18 protein-coding genes are annotated in these 18,031 nt (G+C 62.3%); 10 read left to right on the forward strand and 8 right to left on the reverse strand.

The window, feature by feature from the left end; genetic code table 11:
* The first annotated feature begins 94 nt into the window (after window positions 1-94).
* Window positions 95-613 (forward strand): helix-turn-helix domain-containing protein, encoded by a 519-nt coding sequence (locus HX851_RS02770; protein ID WP_177064901.1) that lies wholly within the window; start codon window positions 95-97, stop codon window positions 611-613.
* Complete coding sequence (locus tag HX851_RS02775; RefSeq protein ID WP_177064902.1) at window positions 610-1,896, forward strand: type II toxin-antitoxin system HipA family toxin; 1,287 nt, start codon at window positions 610-612, stop codon at window positions 1,894-1,896. Before HX851_RS02770 ends, HX851_RS02775 begins: the two co-directional genes overlap by 4 nt.
* A gap of 90 nt (window positions 1,897-1,986) precedes the next feature.
* Here HX851_RS02775 and HX851_RS02780 read toward each other — a convergent pair whose 3' ends face one another.
* On the reverse strand, window positions 1,987-2,841 hold the full coding sequence (locus HX851_RS02780; protein WP_177062928.1) for a shikimate dehydrogenase: 855 nt from the start codon (window positions 2,839-2,841) through the stop codon (window positions 1,987-1,989).
* A 5-nt stretch (window positions 2,842-2,846) separates the two neighbouring features.
* Entirely contained in the window at window positions 2,847-3,287 is a 441-nt protein-coding gene (gene aroQ / locus HX851_RS02785; protein ID WP_177064904.1) for a type II 3-dehydroquinate dehydratase, read from the reverse strand.
* Between the two features lie 272 nt (window positions 3,288-3,559).
* Here aroQ and HX851_RS02790 point away from each other — a divergent pair, with 272 nt between their 5' ends.
* The 3 genes from HX851_RS02790 to HX851_RS02800 all read left to right on the forward strand — a co-directional run bounded on the left by HX851_RS02790 (window position 3,560) and on the right by HX851_RS02800 (window position 6,589).
* Window positions 3,560-4,291 carry a GntR family transcriptional regulator gene (locus HX851_RS02790; RefSeq protein ID WP_177064906.1) on the forward strand — a complete coding sequence of 244 codons (732 nt, stop codon included), beginning with the start codon at window positions 3,560-3,562 and terminating at the stop codon, window positions 4,289-4,291.
* 41 nt (window positions 4,292-4,332) lie between these two features.
* Window positions 4,333-5,616, forward strand: a complete 1,284-nt coding sequence (locus HX851_RS02795) for an MFS transporter (protein ID WP_177062930.1) — start codon at window positions 4,333-4,335, stop codon at window positions 5,614-5,616.
* Window positions 5,617-5,749: 133 nt separating this feature from the next.
* Window positions 5,750-6,589 carry an amidohydrolase family protein gene (locus HX851_RS02800; protein WP_177062931.1) on the forward strand — a complete coding sequence of 280 codons (840 nt, stop codon included), beginning with the start codon at window positions 5,750-5,752 and terminating at the stop codon, window positions 6,587-6,589.
* Window positions 6,590-6,839: 250 nt separating this feature from the next.
* Here HX851_RS02800 and trmA read toward each other — a convergent pair whose 3' ends face one another.
* A complete protein-coding gene (gene trmA / locus HX851_RS02805; protein ID WP_177064907.1) occupies window positions 6,840-7,919 on the reverse strand; it encodes a tRNA (uridine(54)-C5)-methyltransferase TrmA in 1,080 nt (359 codons plus the stop codon).
* Window positions 7,916-9,211 carry an NCS2 family permease gene (locus tag HX851_RS02810; RefSeq protein WP_177064908.1) on the reverse strand — a complete coding sequence of 432 codons (1,296 nt, stop codon included), beginning with the start codon at window positions 9,209-9,211 and terminating at the stop codon, window positions 7,916-7,918. The genes trmA and HX851_RS02810 overlap by 4 nt, the downstream gene beginning before the upstream one ends.
* A gap of 237 nt (window positions 9,212-9,448) precedes the next feature.
* Here HX851_RS02810 and HX851_RS02815 point away from each other — a divergent pair, with 237 nt between their 5' ends.
* Window positions 9,449-9,892 carry a DUF4879 domain-containing protein gene (locus HX851_RS02815; RefSeq protein ID WP_177062934.1) on the forward strand — a complete coding sequence of 148 codons (444 nt, stop codon included), beginning with the start codon at window positions 9,449-9,451 and terminating at the stop codon, window positions 9,890-9,892.
* A 20-nt stretch (window positions 9,893-9,912) separates the two neighbouring features.
* Here the strand turns inward: HX851_RS02815 and HX851_RS02820 are convergent, their stop codons facing one another.
* Complete coding sequence (locus HX851_RS02820) at window positions 9,913-11,160, reverse strand: MFS transporter (protein WP_177064910.1); 1,248 nt, start codon at window positions 11,158-11,160, stop codon at window positions 9,913-9,915.
* A 352-nt stretch (window positions 11,161-11,512) separates the two neighbouring features.
* Here HX851_RS02820 and HX851_RS02825 point away from each other — a divergent pair, with 352 nt between their 5' ends.
* The 3 genes from HX851_RS02825 (at window position 11,513) to HX851_RS02835 (ending at window position 14,197) form a co-directional block, all read left to right on the forward strand.
* A complete protein-coding gene (locus HX851_RS02825; RefSeq protein ID WP_177062936.1) occupies window positions 11,513-12,952 on the forward strand; it encodes a cytochrome ubiquinol oxidase subunit I in 1,440 nt (479 codons plus the stop codon).
* A 3-nt stretch (window positions 12,953-12,955) separates the two neighbouring features.
* Window positions 12,956-13,963, forward strand: a complete 1,008-nt coding sequence (gene cydB / locus HX851_RS02830) for a cytochrome d ubiquinol oxidase subunit II (RefSeq protein WP_177062937.1) — start codon at window positions 12,956-12,958, stop codon at window positions 13,961-13,963.
* Window positions 13,964-14,029: 66 nt separating this feature from the next.
* Window positions 14,030-14,197 carry a DUF2474 domain-containing protein gene (locus HX851_RS02835; protein WP_177064912.1) on the forward strand — a complete coding sequence of 56 codons (168 nt, stop codon included), beginning with the start codon at window positions 14,030-14,032 and terminating at the stop codon, window positions 14,195-14,197.
* Between the two features lie 25 nt (window positions 14,198-14,222).
* Here the strand turns inward: HX851_RS02835 and HX851_RS02840 are convergent, their stop codons facing one another.
* Entirely contained in the window at window positions 14,223-15,347 is a 1,125-nt protein-coding gene (locus tag HX851_RS02840) for a methyltransferase (protein WP_177064915.1), read from the reverse strand.
* Window positions 15,348-15,524: 177 nt separating this feature from the next.
* Complete coding sequence (locus HX851_RS02845) at window positions 15,525-16,238, reverse strand: autoinducer binding domain-containing protein (RefSeq protein ID WP_177064917.1); 714 nt, start codon at window positions 16,236-16,238, stop codon at window positions 15,525-15,527.
* Between the two features lie 394 nt (window positions 16,239-16,632).
* Here HX851_RS02845 and HX851_RS02850 point away from each other — a divergent pair, with 394 nt between their 5' ends.
* Window positions 16,633-17,409 (forward strand): ferredoxin--NADP reductase, encoded by a 777-nt coding sequence (locus tag HX851_RS02850; protein ID WP_177064919.1) that lies wholly within the window; start codon window positions 16,633-16,635, stop codon window positions 17,407-17,409.
* Window positions 17,410-17,575: 166 nt separating this feature from the next.
* Here the strand turns inward: HX851_RS02850 and mscL are convergent, their stop codons facing one another.
* Complete coding sequence (gene mscL / locus HX851_RS02855) at window positions 17,576-17,989, reverse strand: large-conductance mechanosensitive channel protein MscL (RefSeq protein WP_177062941.1); 414 nt, start codon at window positions 17,987-17,989, stop codon at window positions 17,576-17,578.
* Between the last annotated feature and the right edge of the window lie 42 nt (window positions 17,990-18,031).

Raw genomic sequence — 18,031 nt, forward strand, 5'->3', positions numbered from 1 at the left:
CTGCCATGCCTGTTGTCCGATTTTACCGCAGTAGAATCAACGGAGTGCTATTATTCTGGCAGTTATCTTCAGGAAGTGAAGGAATAATAGCATCATGGCCAAGAAGACTGCGCCGCTGCTACCGGCCACCAGCCAATTGCTCGCTGATCTTGGGGAGCGGCTCAAGCTTGCCCGTCTACGTCGCAAGCTGACCGCCAAGCAGGTTGCCGAGCGCGCCGGAATGTCCCTGATGACCTTGCGCTCCCTGGAGTCGGGCGGCGCGGGAGTGACGATAGGGGCTTACCTCTCGGTGATGCAGGTACTTGGGCTGGAAAAGGATCTGGTCAAGGTTGCCGCCGCCGATGAAGTCGGCCGCCATCTGCAGGATGCCCAGCTTGTCCGGCCAGCCCGCTCGGGAAGCAGGAGCGGACGTGCCCCGTCCTCCCTGGTAGCCCCGGGGCAGCCGGTCGACCCGATGGGGGGGGCCGTCCAGGAGTCCGCCCCCGATTACCCGATAGATCCCCCGGTTGAATTCTCCAGCAATACACAAGCGCTATCCCAATTGGTGTCGCAGAAGCTATCCAGCATGTTGGCGAAGAGACCAAAGCGCAAACCTGCGACAGGTGACGAATGACTGAGATTGCGGTGTATGCCGATTGGGAAGGGCTGGGGGGACCCCGACGCCTGGGCATGTTGCACGTCAGGAGAGCTCGGGCTGCCGATGTGTTCGAGTTTGAGTATGACTCCGGGGCACTGAAGGATCCCGGATTGAGTAGCACCCCACTGGATCCTCGTATCGGGCTCTTCGAGGGTGCTCAGTACCCTGGACAGCATCAGAGCCGGTTTGGCGTATTTGCCGACTCGAGTCCTGATCGTTGGGGGCAACTGCTGATGAAGCGCCGCCTGGAACGGGATATCCGCGAAGGGCTGGTTCCCAGGGGGAGCAAGCTTCACGAGTCGGATTTTCTGCTGGGCGTCCACGATCTTTATCGCGTGGGAGCCATTCGCTACAGGCTCAATGACGAAGGTGGGTTTCTGGATGATCGCGATGGCGTCGCCGCTCCGCCTTTCGTGGAGTTGCGGGCCCTGGAGCGGGCCAGCCGTGCGCTGGAAAGCGATCCGGACAACACCTCGCCCGACGGGCGCGACTGGTTGAGAATGTTGATTGCGCCAGGAGGCTCCCTGGGCGGCGCCAGGCCGAAAGCGAGTGTCGTCGATGATAGCGGGCATCTGTGGATCGCCAAGTTTCCGAGCGTGCGTGACGATTATGACGTCGGTGGCTGGGAGATGGTGGTCAACGCCCTCGGCAACAGTTGTGGGCTGCGGGTGGCAAGCGGCATGGCCCATCGTTTCGCCAGCGATCATCACTGTTTCATGGTCAAGCGTTTTGACCGGACGGAGGCGGGAGGGCGGCTGCATTTTGCTTCGGCCATGACCCTGACCGATCGGATTGATGGCGATGACGCATCCGTGGGCGCGAGCTATCTGGAGTTGGCAGAGGTGTTGATACGGCAAGGGGCGCAAACGAACGCGGATCTGCGGGAACTGTGGTCGCGTATTGTCTTCAACCTCCTGGTGTCCAACACGGACGATCACTTGCTTAACCATGGCTTCATCCTTGAGCCGGGTCGAGGTTGGCGGTTGTCCGCGGCCTACGACCTGAACCCGGTTGCGCATGCCGATGGCTTGAAACTCAATATCACCGATGCGGACAATGCCCTGGACCTTGAACTTGCTCGGGAAGTCGCCGGATATTTCCGGGTACGGCGCGCGGAGGCCGACGAAATCATCGCGGACTTTCAGGAAGTGGTCAGGCAGTGGCCGACGGTGGCGGACGCGCTGGGACTGTCGAGACGCGAGCAAGAGAGCATGGCACCAGCGTTCCGGTTATCGGCGGGCCCGGGATCCGGTGCCTGAGCTTCCCTGGCTTGCAGCGTCGGGCTGGCCTGTGTTGGACTTTCTGACCCATAAGGCTCACCGGGGTGAGTNNACTCACCCCGGTGAGCCTTATAGGCGCTGAAAGTGCTCCACCATCCGCTGCGTATCCGGTATCACGCCACTGAACAGTTCGAACGCCTTCACCGCCTGGAACACGGCCATGGTGCCGCCATCGAGCGTGCGGCAACCCAGGGCGCGGGCGTTGCGCAGCAGTTCGGTTTCCAGGGGGAAGTAGACGATCTCCGCCACCCACAGTGCGGCCCGCAGCAGTTCCAGCGGCACCGGCATGCCCGGCAGCTTGACCATGCCCATGGGGGTGGTATTCACCAGGCCATCGGCACGGGCCATGGCGGCGGCCAGGTCGCTTCCGGCCCTGGCCCGGCCGCCATCGAAATGCCGGTTGAGGTTGTCCGCCAGGCTGCGCGCACGGTCGCTGTCGACATCGAATATCGTCAGTTGCCGCACACCTTCGGCGAGCAGCGCATGAGCCACCGCCGCCCCCGCGCCGCCGGCCCCCATCTGCACCACGTGCTCCACCGCGACGCCCTCGAGCCCGCGCCGAAAGCCTTCGGCGAAGCCCAGGCAGTCGGTGTTGTGGCCCACCCTCTTGCCGTCCTTGAGCACCACGGTATTCACCGCGCCAATCCCCCGTGCCTCGGGGGACAATTCGTCGAGCAACGGAATGATCGCCTGCTTGCAGGGAAAGGTGATGTTCAGGCCGGTGAATGCCATGCGCTCGGCGGCCAGCAGCAGGTCGGGCAGGGCATCGATGCCCAGTTGCAGCTGATCCAGGTCGATCAGCCGATACAGGTAACGCAAGCCCTGGGCATCGCCTTCGTGCTCATGCAGGGCGGGCGTGCGCGAACCCTGGATACCGGCGCCGATCAGTCCGGCCAGTACGCTGGTGCTATTGCTCCGGGACATTGCGCTCACCCCTTCAATGTCTGGCTGAAATAGTCCAGCGCCAGGCGATAACCGTGGCTGCCGAAGCCGCACATCACCGCCTTGGCGATGGATGAGACGAACGAGTGATGGCGGAACGGTTCGCGGGCATGGACGTTGGACAGGTGCACTTCGATCACCGGCAACTCGCTGGTCACCAGTGCATCGCGGATCGCCACCGAGGTGTGGGTCCAGGCGGCCGGGTTGATGATGATTCCGGCGCAACGCCCGCGCGCCGCGTGGATCCAGTCCAGCAGTTCGCCTTCATGGTTGGTCTGGCGAAATTCCACGGTCAGGCCCAACTCGGTGGCGGTACGACCGCACAAGGCGGAAATGTCCGCCAGGGTTTCATGGCCGTAGGTGGCCGGCTCGCGGGTTCCGAGCAGGTTCAGGTTGGGGCCGTTGAGCACCAGCACGATAGGCGGCATCAGGGGAGTCTCCGTTGTTGTTCTTGGCGTCGACCGCAAGGCATTCGGGTCTGTTTGGATAAAATGTACTAACTGGTTAATCCAAGTCAAATGCCAGCAATCAACCCGGCGCAAACCGCGCGCTTTAGTGTTCGATCAGCGAACAGTGTCGGATTGGGGGAGGGCAAAGACATGCGGCGTTGACGACCAGTGATCGGTCTGCGACTTGACGCTGTCTCGTTCAAGGAGAATACTCGGGAAAAATTCATATAGATGACTGGATAACTACAAAAATGAACACACTTTCCAGCGACGAACGTCTTCCGCTCTATCAACGCCTGCGCGACGAGCTGGCCCGGCAGATTGCCAACAACCGCTGGCGTCCGGGCGAAGCGATTCCCACCGAAGCCGTACTGGCCGGCGAGTACCAGCTGTCCATCGGCACCGTGCGCAAGGCCATCGACAAGCTGGTGGAGGAAGGCATCCTCGAACGCCAGCAGGGCCGCGGCACCTTTATCCGCCGCCCGCAGTTCCAGTCTTCGCTGTTCCGCTTTTTCCGCTTCCAGAGCCTGGCCGGTGAACGGCAGATGCCGGAAAGCCGGATCCTCACCGTCGATTCCCTGCCCGCACCTTCCGCCGTCAGCCAGGCACTGGGGCTGCCGCCCGAGGCCGAAGTGATCCGCCTGGTCCGCCTGCGGTTGCTGGAAGGCACACCGCTGCTGGCCGAGGAAATCTGGCTGCCGCAAGCGCCGTTCCAGGCCCTGCTGACGGTCGACCTGGATCGCCAGGGGCCGCTGCTTTATCCGATCTACGAAGCGCTGTGCGGCCAGGTGGTCGCCTGTGCCGAGGAAACCCTCACCGCCGAAGCCGTGGGCGAAGTGCATGCACGACTGTTGCAGATCGAGCCCGACAGCCCGGTGGTGGTGATCGAGCGACTGGCCCGCGACTACGCCGGTCGGCCGCTGGAATGGCGGCGCTCCCGTGGCCATGCCAGACACTTCCGCTACAGCGTCGAGATCCGCTGAGTCCTGATCGACCCCCTGTTCACCTATAAGGATAAGAAATCATGTTCAGCTGGTATCGCGACATCACTTCGCGCGAGCGCAAGACATTCTGGGCCTGCTTCGGCGGCTGGTCCCTGGATGCACTGGAAGTGCAAATGTTCGGCCTGGCGATTCCGGCGCTGATCGCCGCCTTCGCCTTGAGCAAGGGCGATGCCGGGCTGGTCAGCGGCGTGACTCTGATCACCTCGGCCATCGGCGGCTGGCTCGGCGGTACGCTGTCCGACCGCTACGGTCGGGTGCGCACCCTGCAATGGATGATCCTCTGGTTCTCGCTGTTCACCTTCCTCTCGGCGTTTGTCACCGGTTTCAACCAGTTGCTGGTGGTCAAGGCGTTGCAGGGCTTCGGCATCGGCGGCGAGTGGGCGGCGGGCGCGGTGCTGATGGCCGAGACCATCCAGGCCCGCTACCGCGGCAAGGTCATGGGCGCGGTGCAGAGTGCCTGGGCGATCGGCTGGGGCGCGGCGGTCGGGGTCTTCACCCTGATCTACACCTTCGTCCCCGAGGCCATGGCCTGGCGCGTGATGTTCCTGGTGGGACTGTTGCCGGCACTGCTGGTGATCTATGTCCGCCGCAGCGTGGTCGAGCCGGACGGCACGCAACGCCAGGCCAAGGCCGCAGGTCGCGGCCTGCTGGCCTCGATGGCGGGGATCTTCCGTCCCGAGCTGCTGCGGGTCACGCTGCTGGGCGGCATCCTCGGCCTGGGCGCCCACGGCGGTTACCACGCGGTGATGACCTGGTTGCCGACCTTCCTCAAGACCGAACGTAACCTCTCGGTACTCAGCTCCGGCGGCTACCTGGCGGTGATCATCGTCGCGTTCTGGTTCGGCTGTATCGTCAGTGGCCTGTTGCTGGATCGTATCGGCCGGCGCAAGAACATCATCCTCTTTGCCTTCTGCTGCGTGGTCACGGTGCAGTGCTACCTGTTCCTGCCGCTGAGCAATACCCAGATGCTGTTCCTCGGCTTCCCCCTGGGCTTCTTCGCCGCGGGTATCCCGGCCAGCCTCGGTTCCTTCTTCAACGAGCTGTACCCGGCGGACGTGCGCGGCGCCGGCGTGGGCTTCTGCTACAACTTCGGCCGGGTGCTGTCGGCGGTATTTCCGTTCATGGTCGGGCATATGAGCGAGTCGATGTCCCTCGGTTCGGCCATCGGTATCGATGCCGGGATCGCCTATGGCGTGGCGGTGCTGGCCGCATTGGCCTTGCCGGAAACCAGAGGCCGCAACCTGCAGGGCGTGGCGATGGACACTGCACCGGCCAGACGCGCGGATGCCAGCCAGCTGTCCTGAAAGCACCACAACCCCCTGTAGGAGCCGGCTTGCCGGCGATAGGGCCTGTGAGCCTTGCATCGCCTGATCGGCCGCCATCGCCGGCAAGCCGGCTCCTACACGTACCGTATCCACCTTTGCATAGATGAGTTCCATGTCCGAGATTTGCCCATTGCCGATTAGCGGCATCGATGCCCATGCCCATGTATTCGAGCGCGGCCTGGGGCTGGCGACCGGGCGCCGTTATGCGCCGGACTACGATGCCACCCTGGCCGATTACCTGGCGTGTTTGCAGGAAAACGGCCTGAGCCACGGCGTGCTGGTGCAGCCAAGTTTTCTCGGTACCGACAACAGCTACCTGCTGGCGGCGCTGCAGCAGGCGGCCGGGCGGTTGCGGGGTGTGGTGGTGGTCGAGCGCGACATCGCCTTAGAGGAACTGCAACGGATGGCCGGGCTCGGGGTGGCGGGCGTACGCCTGAACCTGATGGGACAGCCGCTGCCGGACTTTGCCCTGGCGTCGTGGCAGGTGTTCTTCCAGCATCTGCGCCGCCTGGACTGGCATGTCGAAGTGCATCGTCAACTGGAGGATCTGCCGGCGTTGATCCAGCCCTTGCTGGAGCAGGGCTGCAGGGTGGTGGTCGATCACTTTGGCCGTCCCGACGCGCGACTCGGGGTCGAGCAGCCCGCCTTTGCCCGCTTGCTGGCACTGGGGGAAAGCGGACGGCTGTGGATCAAGGTCTCGGCTATCTATCGGCTCGGTGGTACGCCGATGGAAAATCTGCATTTCGCCGAGAAGTCCCTGTCGCTGATGCTGCAGACCGTGGGACCGGACCGGTTGCTGTGGGGCAGCGACTGGCCCCATACCCAGCATGAGCAAGAGGTGGATTTCGCCTCCGAATTCGATCGCCTGCGCCACCTGGCCTGCGCCGCGCCGTTGCGCCAGCATCTGCTGTGCAACACGGCGGCGGAGCTGTTCGGGTTTGTGCGCGACTGAACGCGACGGTGTTTTATGTTGTAGGAGCTGGCTTGCCAGCGATGAGGCCAGTAAGCCTTGCATCGCCTGTGTGGACGCCATCGCCGGCAAGCCGGCTCCTACAAGTTTGCGCCTCGGCACACAATATCGTTGCTGCCACGGCCCGTGTAGGAGCTGGCTTGCCAGCGATGAGGCCAGCAAGCCTTGCCTCGCCTGTGCGGACGCCATCGCCGGTAAGCCGGCTCCTGCAGGGTTATGTGGTAGTGCCGATTCAGCGGCGAGTCAGCAAGACCCCGGATTCCATATGATGGGTCCAGGGGAACTGATCGAACAGCGCGCAGCGTTCGATGCGGTGGGTATCGTGCAGTTGCGCGATATTCGCCGCCAGAGTCTCTGGGTTGCAGGAGATGTACAGGATATTGTCGAAACGCCGGGTCAGCTCGCAGGTGTCCGGGTCCATGCCGGCGCGCGGCGGGTCGACGAACACGCTGCCGAATTCGTAGCTTTTCAGGTCGATGCCGTGCAGGCGGCGGAACGGCCGGACGTCGTTCAGCGCCTCGGTCAGTTCCTCGGCGGACAGGCGCACCAGGGTGACGCTGTCCACGGCGTTCTCGTCGAGGTTGCTCAGGGCGGCATTGACCGAGGTCTTGCTGATCTCGGTGGCCAGCACCTTGCGCACCCGGGTCGCCAGCGGCAGGGTGAAATTGCCGTTGCCGCAGTACAGCTCCAGCAGGTCGTCGGAGCGCTCGCCCAGTGCCTCATAGGCCCAGTTGAGCATCTTCTGGTTCACCGTGCCGTTGGGCTGGGTGAAGGCACCTTCCGGTTGCCGGTAGCTGAAGGTACGACCGGCAATCTCGAACTTCTCCACTACGTAGTCATGACCGATCACCACGCGCTTGCCCTTGGAGCGACCGATGATGCTCACGCCCAGGTCGGCGGCGAGTTGTTCGGCAGCGGTTTGCCAGTGCTCGTCCAGCGGGCGGTGATAGCACAGGGTGATCATCGCATCGCCGGCCAGGGTGGTCAGGAACTCCACCTGGAACAGCTTGTGGCTCAGGGGCGCGCTGGCTTGCCAGGCCGCCTTGAGCCGGGGCATCAGTTCATTGATGCGCAGGCTGGCGATGGGAAATTCTTCGATCAGGATCGGCGTGCGCTTGTCGTCCTGGGAAAACATCGCGTAGTGGCGTTCGCCGGCTTCGCGCCACAGGCGGAATTCGGCGCGCAGGCGGAAATGCTGCAGCGGCGAGTCGAACACTTGCGGTTCGGGTGCAGCGAACGGCGCCAGCAGGTCGCGCAGGCGCGCGACCTTGTCGTTGAGCTGGACGGCGTAGGTCGAGGAATCAAAAGTCATGCGTTGAACCAACCCAACTTGATCACAAACAGAATCGACAGAATCACCAGCGCCGGGTTCAGCTCGCGTGCGCGGCCAGACAGCAGCTTGATCGCGGTCCAGGCAATGAAGCCGAACGCGATGCCGTTGGCGATGGAATAGGTGAACGGCATGGCCAGGGCGGTGATGACCACCGGCGCCGCCTCGGTGACGTCATCCCAGTTGATCTCGGCCAGCCCCGAAGCCATCAGCACGGCCACGAACAGCAGCGCCGGGGCGGTGGCGAAAGCCGGGACACTGCCGGCCAGCGGGGCGAAGAACAGTGCCAGGAGGAACAGCACGGCGACCACGATGGCGGTCAGGCCGGTGCGGCCACCGGCGCTGACGCCCGCGGCCGACTCGATGTAGCTGGTGGTGGTCGAGGTGCCCAGCAGCGAACCGGCCATGGCGGCGGTGCTGTCGGCGATCAGGGCGCGGCCCATTTTCGGCATGTGGCCGTCCTTGCCCATCAACCCGGCGCGCTTGGCGACGCCGATCAGGGTACCGGAGTTGTCGAACAGGTCGACGAACAGGAAGGCGAAGATCACGCTGACCAGGCCGATGTCCAGGGCGCCCTTTATGTCCAGCTGCATGAAGGTCGGCGCCAGCGACGGCGGTGCCGAGATAATGCCGCCGAACGGGCTGAAGCCCATCAGGATCGAGACGATGGTCACGCCGAGGATACCGATCAGCACCGCGCCGCGGACTTTCAGGGCGTCCAGGGCGACGATGGCGGCAAAGCCCAGGGTGGCGAGGATCGGCGCCGGCTGCTTGAGGTCGCCGAGGCCGACCATGGTCGCGGGGTTGCTGACCACGATACCGGCGTTGTGCAGGGCGATCAGCGCCAGGAACAGGCCGATACCGGCGGCAATCGCCGAGCGCAGCGGCAGCGGGATGCTGTTGATGATCCATTCGCGGATACGGAAGATCGACAGCAGGAAGAAGCACACCGCCGAGATGAACACCGCGCCCAGGGCCACTTGCCAGGTGTGACCCATGTGCAGGACCACGGTGTAGGTGAAGAAGGCGTTCAGGCCCATGCCCGGTGCGAGGGCGATCGGATAGTTGGCGATCAGGCCCATCACGGTCGAGCCGATGGCGGCTGCCAGGCAGGTCGCGACGAACACCGCGCCCTTGTCCATGCCGGTTTCGCCGAGAATGCTCGGGTTGACGAACAGGATGTAGGCCATGGCCAGGAAGGTCGTGACGCCCGCGAGAATCTCGGTGCGCACATTGGTATTGTGTGCCTTGAGTTGAAACAGCCTTTCCAGCATCTCTGCTCCCCAATGGCGCGTTCGGCGCCTTGAATGAATCGGTCCCAACAGCAAAGCACAGACTCTGGCGGCCTGATGAAATTCGTCTGCGGGAAAAAGCCGCGCATCATACCAGCCGGTGGCGGGAATGGGGCGCGGTGGTGCGGTCATCGCGTGACCGCCTGGCACGAACTACTGCGAAATCCGTGCCTGAGGCATACTCTGCGGCAGACGAGGGGATTCCTTAGGGAACAAATGATGAAACAAGTACTCAATCGCCTGGCCCTGTGTGCCGGTGCACTGCTGCTATCGGCCGGCGGCCAGGCCCATGCGGCACCGGCGGCACCGCTGAAAGGGGTGGCAATCTATACGGTGGCGTCCGCGGGGGTGGTCGAGGATGTTTCCGACGGTCGCAAACGCACGCAAATCGCTCATCGCGGGCCTAATATCACGGTTACGGTCGTCGAGCTGGGCTATGGACGTGCACCGGGTGCGACGTTCAACGGCACCCCGCTCAATTACAGCCAACGCAATTCCCTGTGTGAATTCAACAAGCCGTTCGTGCCCTGCAACGGTGGTGCGGTGGTCGGCTACAGCTATATATACGATCTGCAGGAGCAGCAGCAGGGCACCTTCAGCTTCAGTGACCGCTCCCTGACGATGCCGGTGCAGACGATGACGGCGACCATCGAGATCAACTGACAGGATCGATCAGGGCGGCATCAACCGCCCGCCGCGGCGGTCTCGCGCTTTTCGACGTGCATGCGGTCACGGTTGGCCAGGGTCGGGAACAGTTTCATCCAGGTCCCGGTGACCACCAGGGTGCCGACCCCGCCGAGGACCACCGCCGGCACGGTGCCGAACCAGTGGGCGGTCAGCCCGGATTCGAACTCGCCCAACTGGTTGGACGCGCCGATGAACAGGCCGTTCACCGCGCTGACCCGACCGCGCATCTCATCGGGGGTTTCCAGTTGCACGAACGATGAGCGGATCACCATGCTGATCATGTCCGCCGCGCCGAGTATCACCAATACCGCCAGGGAAAACCAGAATGAGGTCGACAGGCCGAAGGCGATGGTCGCCACGCCGAATACCCCGACGGCGGTGAACATGACCCGGCCGACCTTGCGCTCCATCGGAAACCGCGCCAGCCACAGTGACATCAGCAGCGCTCCGACCGCCGGTGCCGAACGCAGCAGGCCCAGGCCCCAGGCGCCGGTCAGCAGGATGTCCTTGGCGAACACCGGCAGCAGGGCGGTCGCGCCACCCAGCAGCACCGCGAACAGGTCCAGGGAGATGGCCCCGAGAATGTCCGGGCGGCTGCGAATGAAACGAATCCCTGCCAGCAGTGAGTCGAGGGTCGCCTTGCCCTTGTTCAGTGGCGTCTGGCGTGCCGGCAGATTGAGCATCAGCAGGCAGGCGATCACATACAGGGCGACGGTCGGACCGTAGACCCAGACACTGCCAAAGGCGTACAGCAGGCCACCGAGGGCCGGGGCGACAATGGTCGCCAGTTGCTGCGCCGACTGTGCGGCCGCCACCGCGCGGGGGAACAGCGCCGGCGGCACGATGGAAGGCAACAGCGCCTGGGTGGTGGGCATCTCGAAGGAGCGGGCGGCACCGAGCAGGAAGGCCAGGATAAAGATCATCTCCCGGGTCACGTGATTCGTCGCGCCGCCGATGGCCAGGCTCAGGGCGATCAGGGCCTGCAGGGTCTGGCACAGCGCCGCGACCTTGCGCCGGTCATAACGATCGGCGACATGCCCGGTGTGCAGCATGAACAGTACGCGTGGGGCGAACTCCACCAGCCCCACCAGGCCCAGGTCGAGCACGTTGCCGGTCAATTGATAGAGGTTCCAGCCAATGGCCACGGTGAGCATCTGGAAGCTGCTGGCGGTAAAGATCCGGGCCAGCCAGAAAGCGAGGAAAGGGCGGTGATGGCGCAGCAACAACGGCGTCTCGGTGGGCATCGGGGACTCGCCTGGGCAGGGGGTAGGGCAGATTATCATCCCCATGTAACAAAAAGTTGCTGAGCTGTCGGTGTTTTTCCCTTCGCCCGTTTTTTGCGGATCAGATGAAATCTGCACCTGAGGCAACCTGTCACGCGGCAAAAGACCACATAACCCGGTCGTCGGAATGGGACTACTCTTTTATCGTTGATTGATCCAGGTCACTTCCCTTTGCGGCGCTGATCTGGATCCGACTCCCTGCGTCGCGATGGTTTAAAAGAACGAATTCGAATTCGCCACACTCCATATCCGTGGGGGCAGTGGGTGCAGGCCTCCAGGTCGGCAGCCGGTATTACCTGACAGAGGAAGACTTATGTTCGGTTTGGAGGCACTTGATCTCGCCCGAATCCAGTTCGCGTTCACCATTTCATTCCATATCCTGTTCCCGGCCATCACCATTGGCCTGGCGAGCTACCTGGCGGTGCTCGAAGGGTTGTGGCTGAAGACGCGCAACGATACGTACCGCGATCTGTATCATTTCTGGTCGAAGATCTTTGCCGTCAACTTCGGCATGGGGGTGGTTTCCGGCCTGGTCATGGCGTACCAGTTCGGCACCAACTGGAGTCGTTTCTCGGACTTCGCCGGCGCGGTCACCGGGCCGTTGCTGACCTACGAGGTACTGACGGCGTTCTTCCTCGAAGCCGGTTTCCTCGGCGTCATGCTGTTCGGCTGGAACAAGGTCGGCCGCGGACTGCACTTCTTCTCCACGGTGATGGTGGCAATCGGCACCTTGATTTCGACCTTTTGGATCCTGTCGTCCAACAGCTGGATGCAGACGCCCCAGGGCTACGAAATCATCGATGGCCGGGTGATCCCGGTGGACTGGCTGGCGGTGGTGTTCAACCCGTCCTTCCCTTACCGCCTGATGCACATGGCCACGGCCGCGTTTGTCGCGACGGCGTTCTTCGTCGGTTCCTCGGCGGCCTGGCACCTGTTGCGTGGCCGGGATAACCCGGCGATCCGCACCATGCTGTCGATGGCCATGTGGATGGCGCTGATCGTGGCGCCGATCCAGGCGGTGATCGGTGATTTCCATGGCCTCAATACCCTCAAGCACCAACCGGCGAAAATCGCCGCCATCGAAGGTCACTGGGAGAACGTCGGCAACGAGCCGACCCCGCTGATTCTCTTCGGTTGGCCGGACATGAAGGCGGAGAAGACCAAATTCGCCGTGGAAATTCCCTACCTGGGCAGCCTGATCCTGACCCACTCGCTGGACAAGCAGGTGCCGGCGCTCAAGGAGTTCCCGCCAGAGGACCGGCCGAATTCGACCATTGTGTTCTGGTCGTTCCGCGTGATGGTCGGCCTCGGCTTCCTGATGATCTTCACCGGCCTGTGGAGCCTGTGGCTGCGCAAGCGCGACCGCCTTTACGAGAACCGCCTGTTCCTGCGCCTGGCCCTGTGGATGGGCCCGTCCGGCCTGATCGCGATCCTGGCGGGCTGGTTCACTACGGAAATCGGCCGCCAACCCTGGGTGGTCTACGGCCTGATGCGCACGGCGGATGCGTCCTCCGGGCATAGCCTGGTGCAGATGAGCATCACGCTGACACTATTTGTCGTGGTGTATTTCTCGCTGTTCGGCGTGGGCCTGGGCTACATGATGCGCCTGGTGCGCAAAGGGCCGAAGATCAACGAAGGCGCCGAGCCGAACCACGGTGGTCCCGGTCAGCAACGTACACCGGCCCGTCCGCTTTCCGCTGCCGATGACGGCGGTGAAAACGGCCACGGCGACAGCCTGAACAAGGGGAACTGAATCATGGGTATTGATCTTCCGCTGATCTGGGCCGTGATCATCATCTTCGGCATCATGATGTATGTGGTCATGGATGGCTTCGACCTGGGGATCGGCATTCTCTTTCCCTTTATCAAGGGCGACCGCGACCGCGACGTGATGATGAACACCGTGGCCCCGGTCTGGGACGGTAACGAAACCTGGCTGGTGCTCGGCGGCGCGGCGCTGTTCGGCGCCTTCCCGCTGGCCTATTCGGTGGTGCTGTCGGCGTTGTACCTGCCGCTGATCTTCATGCTGATCGGGCTGATCTTCCGCGGCGTGGCCTTCGAGTTCCGCTTCAAGGCCAAGGACCACAAGCGCCATATCTGGGACAAGGCTTTCATTGGCGGTTCACTGGCGGCGACCTTCTTCCAGGGCGTGGCCCTGGGCGCCTTCATCGACGGCATCCCGGTGGTCAACCGGCAGTTCGCCGGCGGCTCGCTGGACTGGCTGACGCCGTTCACCCTGTTCTGTGGCGTGGCGCTGGTGGTGGCCTATGCCTTGCTCGGCTGTACCTGGCTGATCATGAAGACCGAGGGCAAGTTACAGGAGCAGATGCATGACCTGGCGCGGCCGTTGGCGTTCGTCCTGCTGGCGGTGATCGGCATCGTCAGCATCTGGACGCCCCTGGCCCATGCCGAGATCGCCGCGCGCTGGTTTACCCTGCCGAACCTGTTCTGGTTCCTGCCGGTGCCGATCCTGGTACTTGTCACGCTGTACGGCCTGATCCGGGCGGTGGCGCGCAATGCCCATTACACGCCGTTCCTGCTGACCCTGGTGCTGATTTTCCTCGGCTACAGTGGCCTCGGTATCAGCCTGTGGCCGAATATCGTGCCGCCGTCGATCTCGATCTGGGACGCCGCCGCGCCGCCACAGAGCCAAGGCTTCATGCTGGTGGGCACGCTGTTCATCATTCCGTTCATCCTCGGCTACACCTTCTGGAGCTACTACGTGTTCCGCGGCAAGGTGACCCATGAGGACGGCTACCACTAGGTGATGGCTGATAGCTCGCGATGGCGCTCTTCGGGGCGTCATCCTTCCGACGACGAGGACTCCGACATGACAGGCAAACATTCGTTGCACGAGATCGAACAGGCCGAGAGGAAACCGCTCTGGCAGCGCCTGGGCTGGCTGGCGATGATCTGGACGGGCAGTGTGCTGGCGTTGTTCGTGGTCGCCAGCCTGATGCGCCTGTTCATGAGCGCTGCGGGGCTGACGACTCACTGATCACCCGGCAGGCACCTTATCGCGCCTACTTGCGGGCCTTGAGAATGACGAACTTGGGTGTCGCCGCCACTTGCTCGACGCCCCGGAACAGGCGAGCCAGCTTGCTGTGATAGCCCAGGTGGCGGTTGCCGACGATGTACAGCGCGCCACCGACCACCAGTGCTTCCCGGGCCTGCTGGAACATCCGCCAGGCGAGGAAGTCGCCGACGACCTGCTGCTGGTGGAAGGGCGGGTTGCACAGCACCACATCCAGTGATTGCGCCGCCTGGCCGGCGAGGCCGTCATCGGCGCGCACGGTCACTTCCCGGTCACCGAGTATCGCCTGCCAGTTTTCCCGCGCCGATTGCACGGCCATGAACGACTCGTCCACCAGCGTGTAGTGGGCCTGCGGGTTTTGCAGCGCGCTGGCGATGGCCAGCACGCCGTTGCCGCAGCCGAGGTCGGCGACCCGGACATTGCCCAGGTTGCCGGGCAGGTGGGGAAGGAAGGCCCGGGTACCGATATCCAGGCCTTCGCGACAGAAGACGTTGGCATGGTTGAGCAGCTCGATCGCCGGTTGATCGAGGGTGTAGCGCGTCGGGTAGGGTGAGCCGATAGCGGCTCTGGCTTCGGGTGTCGCGATCAGCAGGCGAGCTTTCTTCACCGCCAATGAGGCCTGTACCGGGCCGACGTAACGCTCCAGCAGATCTCCCGCGGCCCTGGGCAAATGCTTGACCATGGCCGCGGCGACCACCTGCGCGCCCGGCGCCAGTTGACCCTGCAGGCGGATCAGTTGTTCTTCCAGCAGCGCCAGAGTCTTGGGTACGCGGATCAGTACCCGGTCGAACGGGCCGTCCAGGGCCTCGCTGGCCGGCACATGGCGCACGGCATCGAAGGCCTTGCCATTGCGTACCAGGTTTTTTTCCAGGCCCAGGGCCGCCAGGAACGAGTCGCCGCTGCTGGTCAGTTGTACATGGCCTTCCAGGCTGGCGGCCAGGGCGCCGAAACTGTCGTTGAGCACCAGTACCCGGGTGTCGCGCGGGACCGCCTGTGCGGCCAGGTGGTCGAGCAGGTATTGATCGGCTGCGTCGAACGCCTGCAGCGGTTCGTTCTGCTGTTCAGGCTGGCGGATCAGATCGAGTTGGGCGAACGGGCTTTCTAGCAGGGGCATGGGGTACAGGCTCTGGAGGACGGTTTGCGGCTGTCTTGAATCGGCGCTTGGAACAAGCGTGGTCTGCAACGGTAGGCAAGAGCGGGGATTTTACGTGGGTTTCGAGGATATTGCCTGTGGCATGTGTTGAGGGCAGGTCCTTCTGCCGGGTGATGGGGATGTCGAATCAGTACCGAATCAGTACAGCAGGCCGGACTTGGCGGCGCGCAGTACTGCCGAGGCCTTGTTGCTGACCCCCAGTTTTCTCATGATCGTGCTCATGTGAAAGCCTACGGTGCGTGCCGTCAGGTTGAGGATGTTGGCGATTTCCGCAGCGGTCTTGCCTTCAGCCGTCCACTTCAGGATCTCGGTTTCCCGAGGCGAGAGCGGATGGTAGTTTTGCGGCTGACAGGAGTTGACCAGCTTTTCCGCCATGTACGAATGCAGCCAATTGCATAGCCACAGGATATGGCCCGTCTTCGAATAGAACTCGCTGGACGTGATGGGCTCGTAGGTCCTGGCCAGGCTCAGAGTGCTGACGATACCGCGAATGTCGTGCACCGACTGCGACCAACCGTGGTTCAGGCCATGAGCCTGCATGTCGCGCCAGAGTGTCGGCGTACTTCTGAATGTTTCCGGTACCCAGAGTATGGGAAACACCGAGCTGTGACAGTGAGCGATCAGTGGATCAATTGTAATGTAGTTGTTGCGCTGGTAACACGACTTCCATTCGTTTGGGTAGTTGTCAAAAGACGAGCTGTTGGGTTGGATGCCTCCTAACAAGGTGCTGACTCTGAACGATACATAGGTAAAACGGATTTGCCCTGCCAGATTGAAAACTGCGTCGAAGACTGCCTGTTCTTCTTTTTCACTCATGAGCTGGTGCAGTTGAGTATCCTGCCAGTTCTCCATTGAGGTTCCCTTCCTTGATGCTTGGTGCGGTTCTCTTGGACCGAAGGTGCCTGAAGTAGTGTAGGAAAATTCCTGGTTTCGGTGTTGGTTTTTTATATGCTGATGATATTTTTATTGTCTTTAAATGCTATGTGTTATCGCGTCAAGTGTCGTTTTTTGCGTTAAATGGTAGATGTCATTCTGATATGAATTTTGTTTGGTGTGGTGTGATTTTTTTTGTGAAAAAAATGTGAATTGCGATGTTCTGATTATAAGTTTTTGTTTTTTAAGGTTGCTGTACTTTGTTTATAAAGTTGTACATGTTTTATGGCGAAATTTATACCACCACAAACCATCAGTGTTTCTCGAGCCGGCTTTGCGCGACACTGGGGCTTCAGCCCCGATGGAGCGGACCATGACCGCCAGCGCAGAAAAATTTACCCGACAGACCCTGCTCGATGTCCGTCCCCTGACCTCCAGCCTGTTTACCCTGCGTACCACGCGGGATGTCGGGTTTCGTTTTCGTGCCGGGCAATTTGCCCGTCTGGGCGTGACCAAGGCGGATGGCAGTGTGGTGTGGCGGGCCTACTCGATGGTGTCCTCGCCTCATGACGAGTTTCTCGAGTTCTTTTCCATCGTCGTGCCTGGTGGCGAGTTCACCAGTGAGCTGAGTTGTCTGGAAGTGGGCGATTCGTTGCTGGTCGAGCGCCAGGCCGTGGGTTATCTGACCCTGGATCGATTCGTCGACGGGCGCGATCTCTGGCTGCTGGCCACGGGTACCGGGGTGGCGCCGTTCCTGTCGATCCTGCAGGACTTCGAGGTATGGGAGCGATTCGAGCGGATCCTGCTGGTCTACAGTGCTCGCCATGAGCGCGAACTGGCGTACCGGGAACTGATCGCCGGCCTGGCCGAGCGTGACTACCTGGCCGAGCATGCCCACAAGTTGCACTTCATTCCTACTGTCACCCGCGAGCAGGTGCCGGGGGTATTGCAGGGGCGGATTCCCCAACTGATCGACAGTGGCGAACTGGAGCGCGCGGCCGGGGTGGCGCTGAGCGCCGAGCACTCGAGGGTGATGATATGCGGCAACCCACAGATGATCGACGATACCCGCCAGGTGCTGAAGCAGCGCGATATGCAACTGAGCCTGAGCCGGCGTCCCGGCCAGGTCGCGGTGGAGAACTACTGGTAGTGGTCCGGGCTTGCACAAGCGGTCGGAAAATTGGCAATACGCTTTGTGAATACCTGAAACCTGTAGGAGCCCGGCTTGCCGGCGATGGCGTCCGAACGGGCACCGTAAGGCTCAAGGGCCTAATCGCCGGCAAGCCGGGCTCCTACAAGGGATCGCGTTGGGGCTGTCAGGGCCTGTTGTTCTGGGCCTTGAGCAGGTCGCGGATCTCTCCCAGCAACTCTTCTTCCCTGGTTGGCACTGGCGGCAGGCTCGGCGCCACGGCTTCCTCGCGTTTCAGGCGGTTGATCGCCTTGACGCCCATGAAGATGGCGAAGGCCACGATGATGAAGTCGATGCAGGTCTGGATGAACTTGCCATAGGCCAGGACCACCGCAGGCACATTGCCGTCGGCGGCCTTCAAGGTGACCGCCAGGGCACTGAAATCCACCCCACCAATAAGCAAGCCGATCGGTGGCATCACCACGTCGCCGACGAACGACGATACGATCTTGCCGAAGGCCGCGCCGATAATGATACCGACGGCCATGTCGACCACATTGCCTTTGACCGCGAAGGCCTTGAACTCACTTAGCACGCCCATAGGTTATTCCTTGTTACAGATGAGTTGAGTGACCGCAGTGTA

The sequence above is a fragment of the Pseudomonas gingeri genome (assembly GCF_013385635.1).
Lineage (GTDB): Bacteria > Pseudomonadota > Gammaproteobacteria > Pseudomonadales > Pseudomonadaceae > Aquipseudomonas > Aquipseudomonas gingeri_A.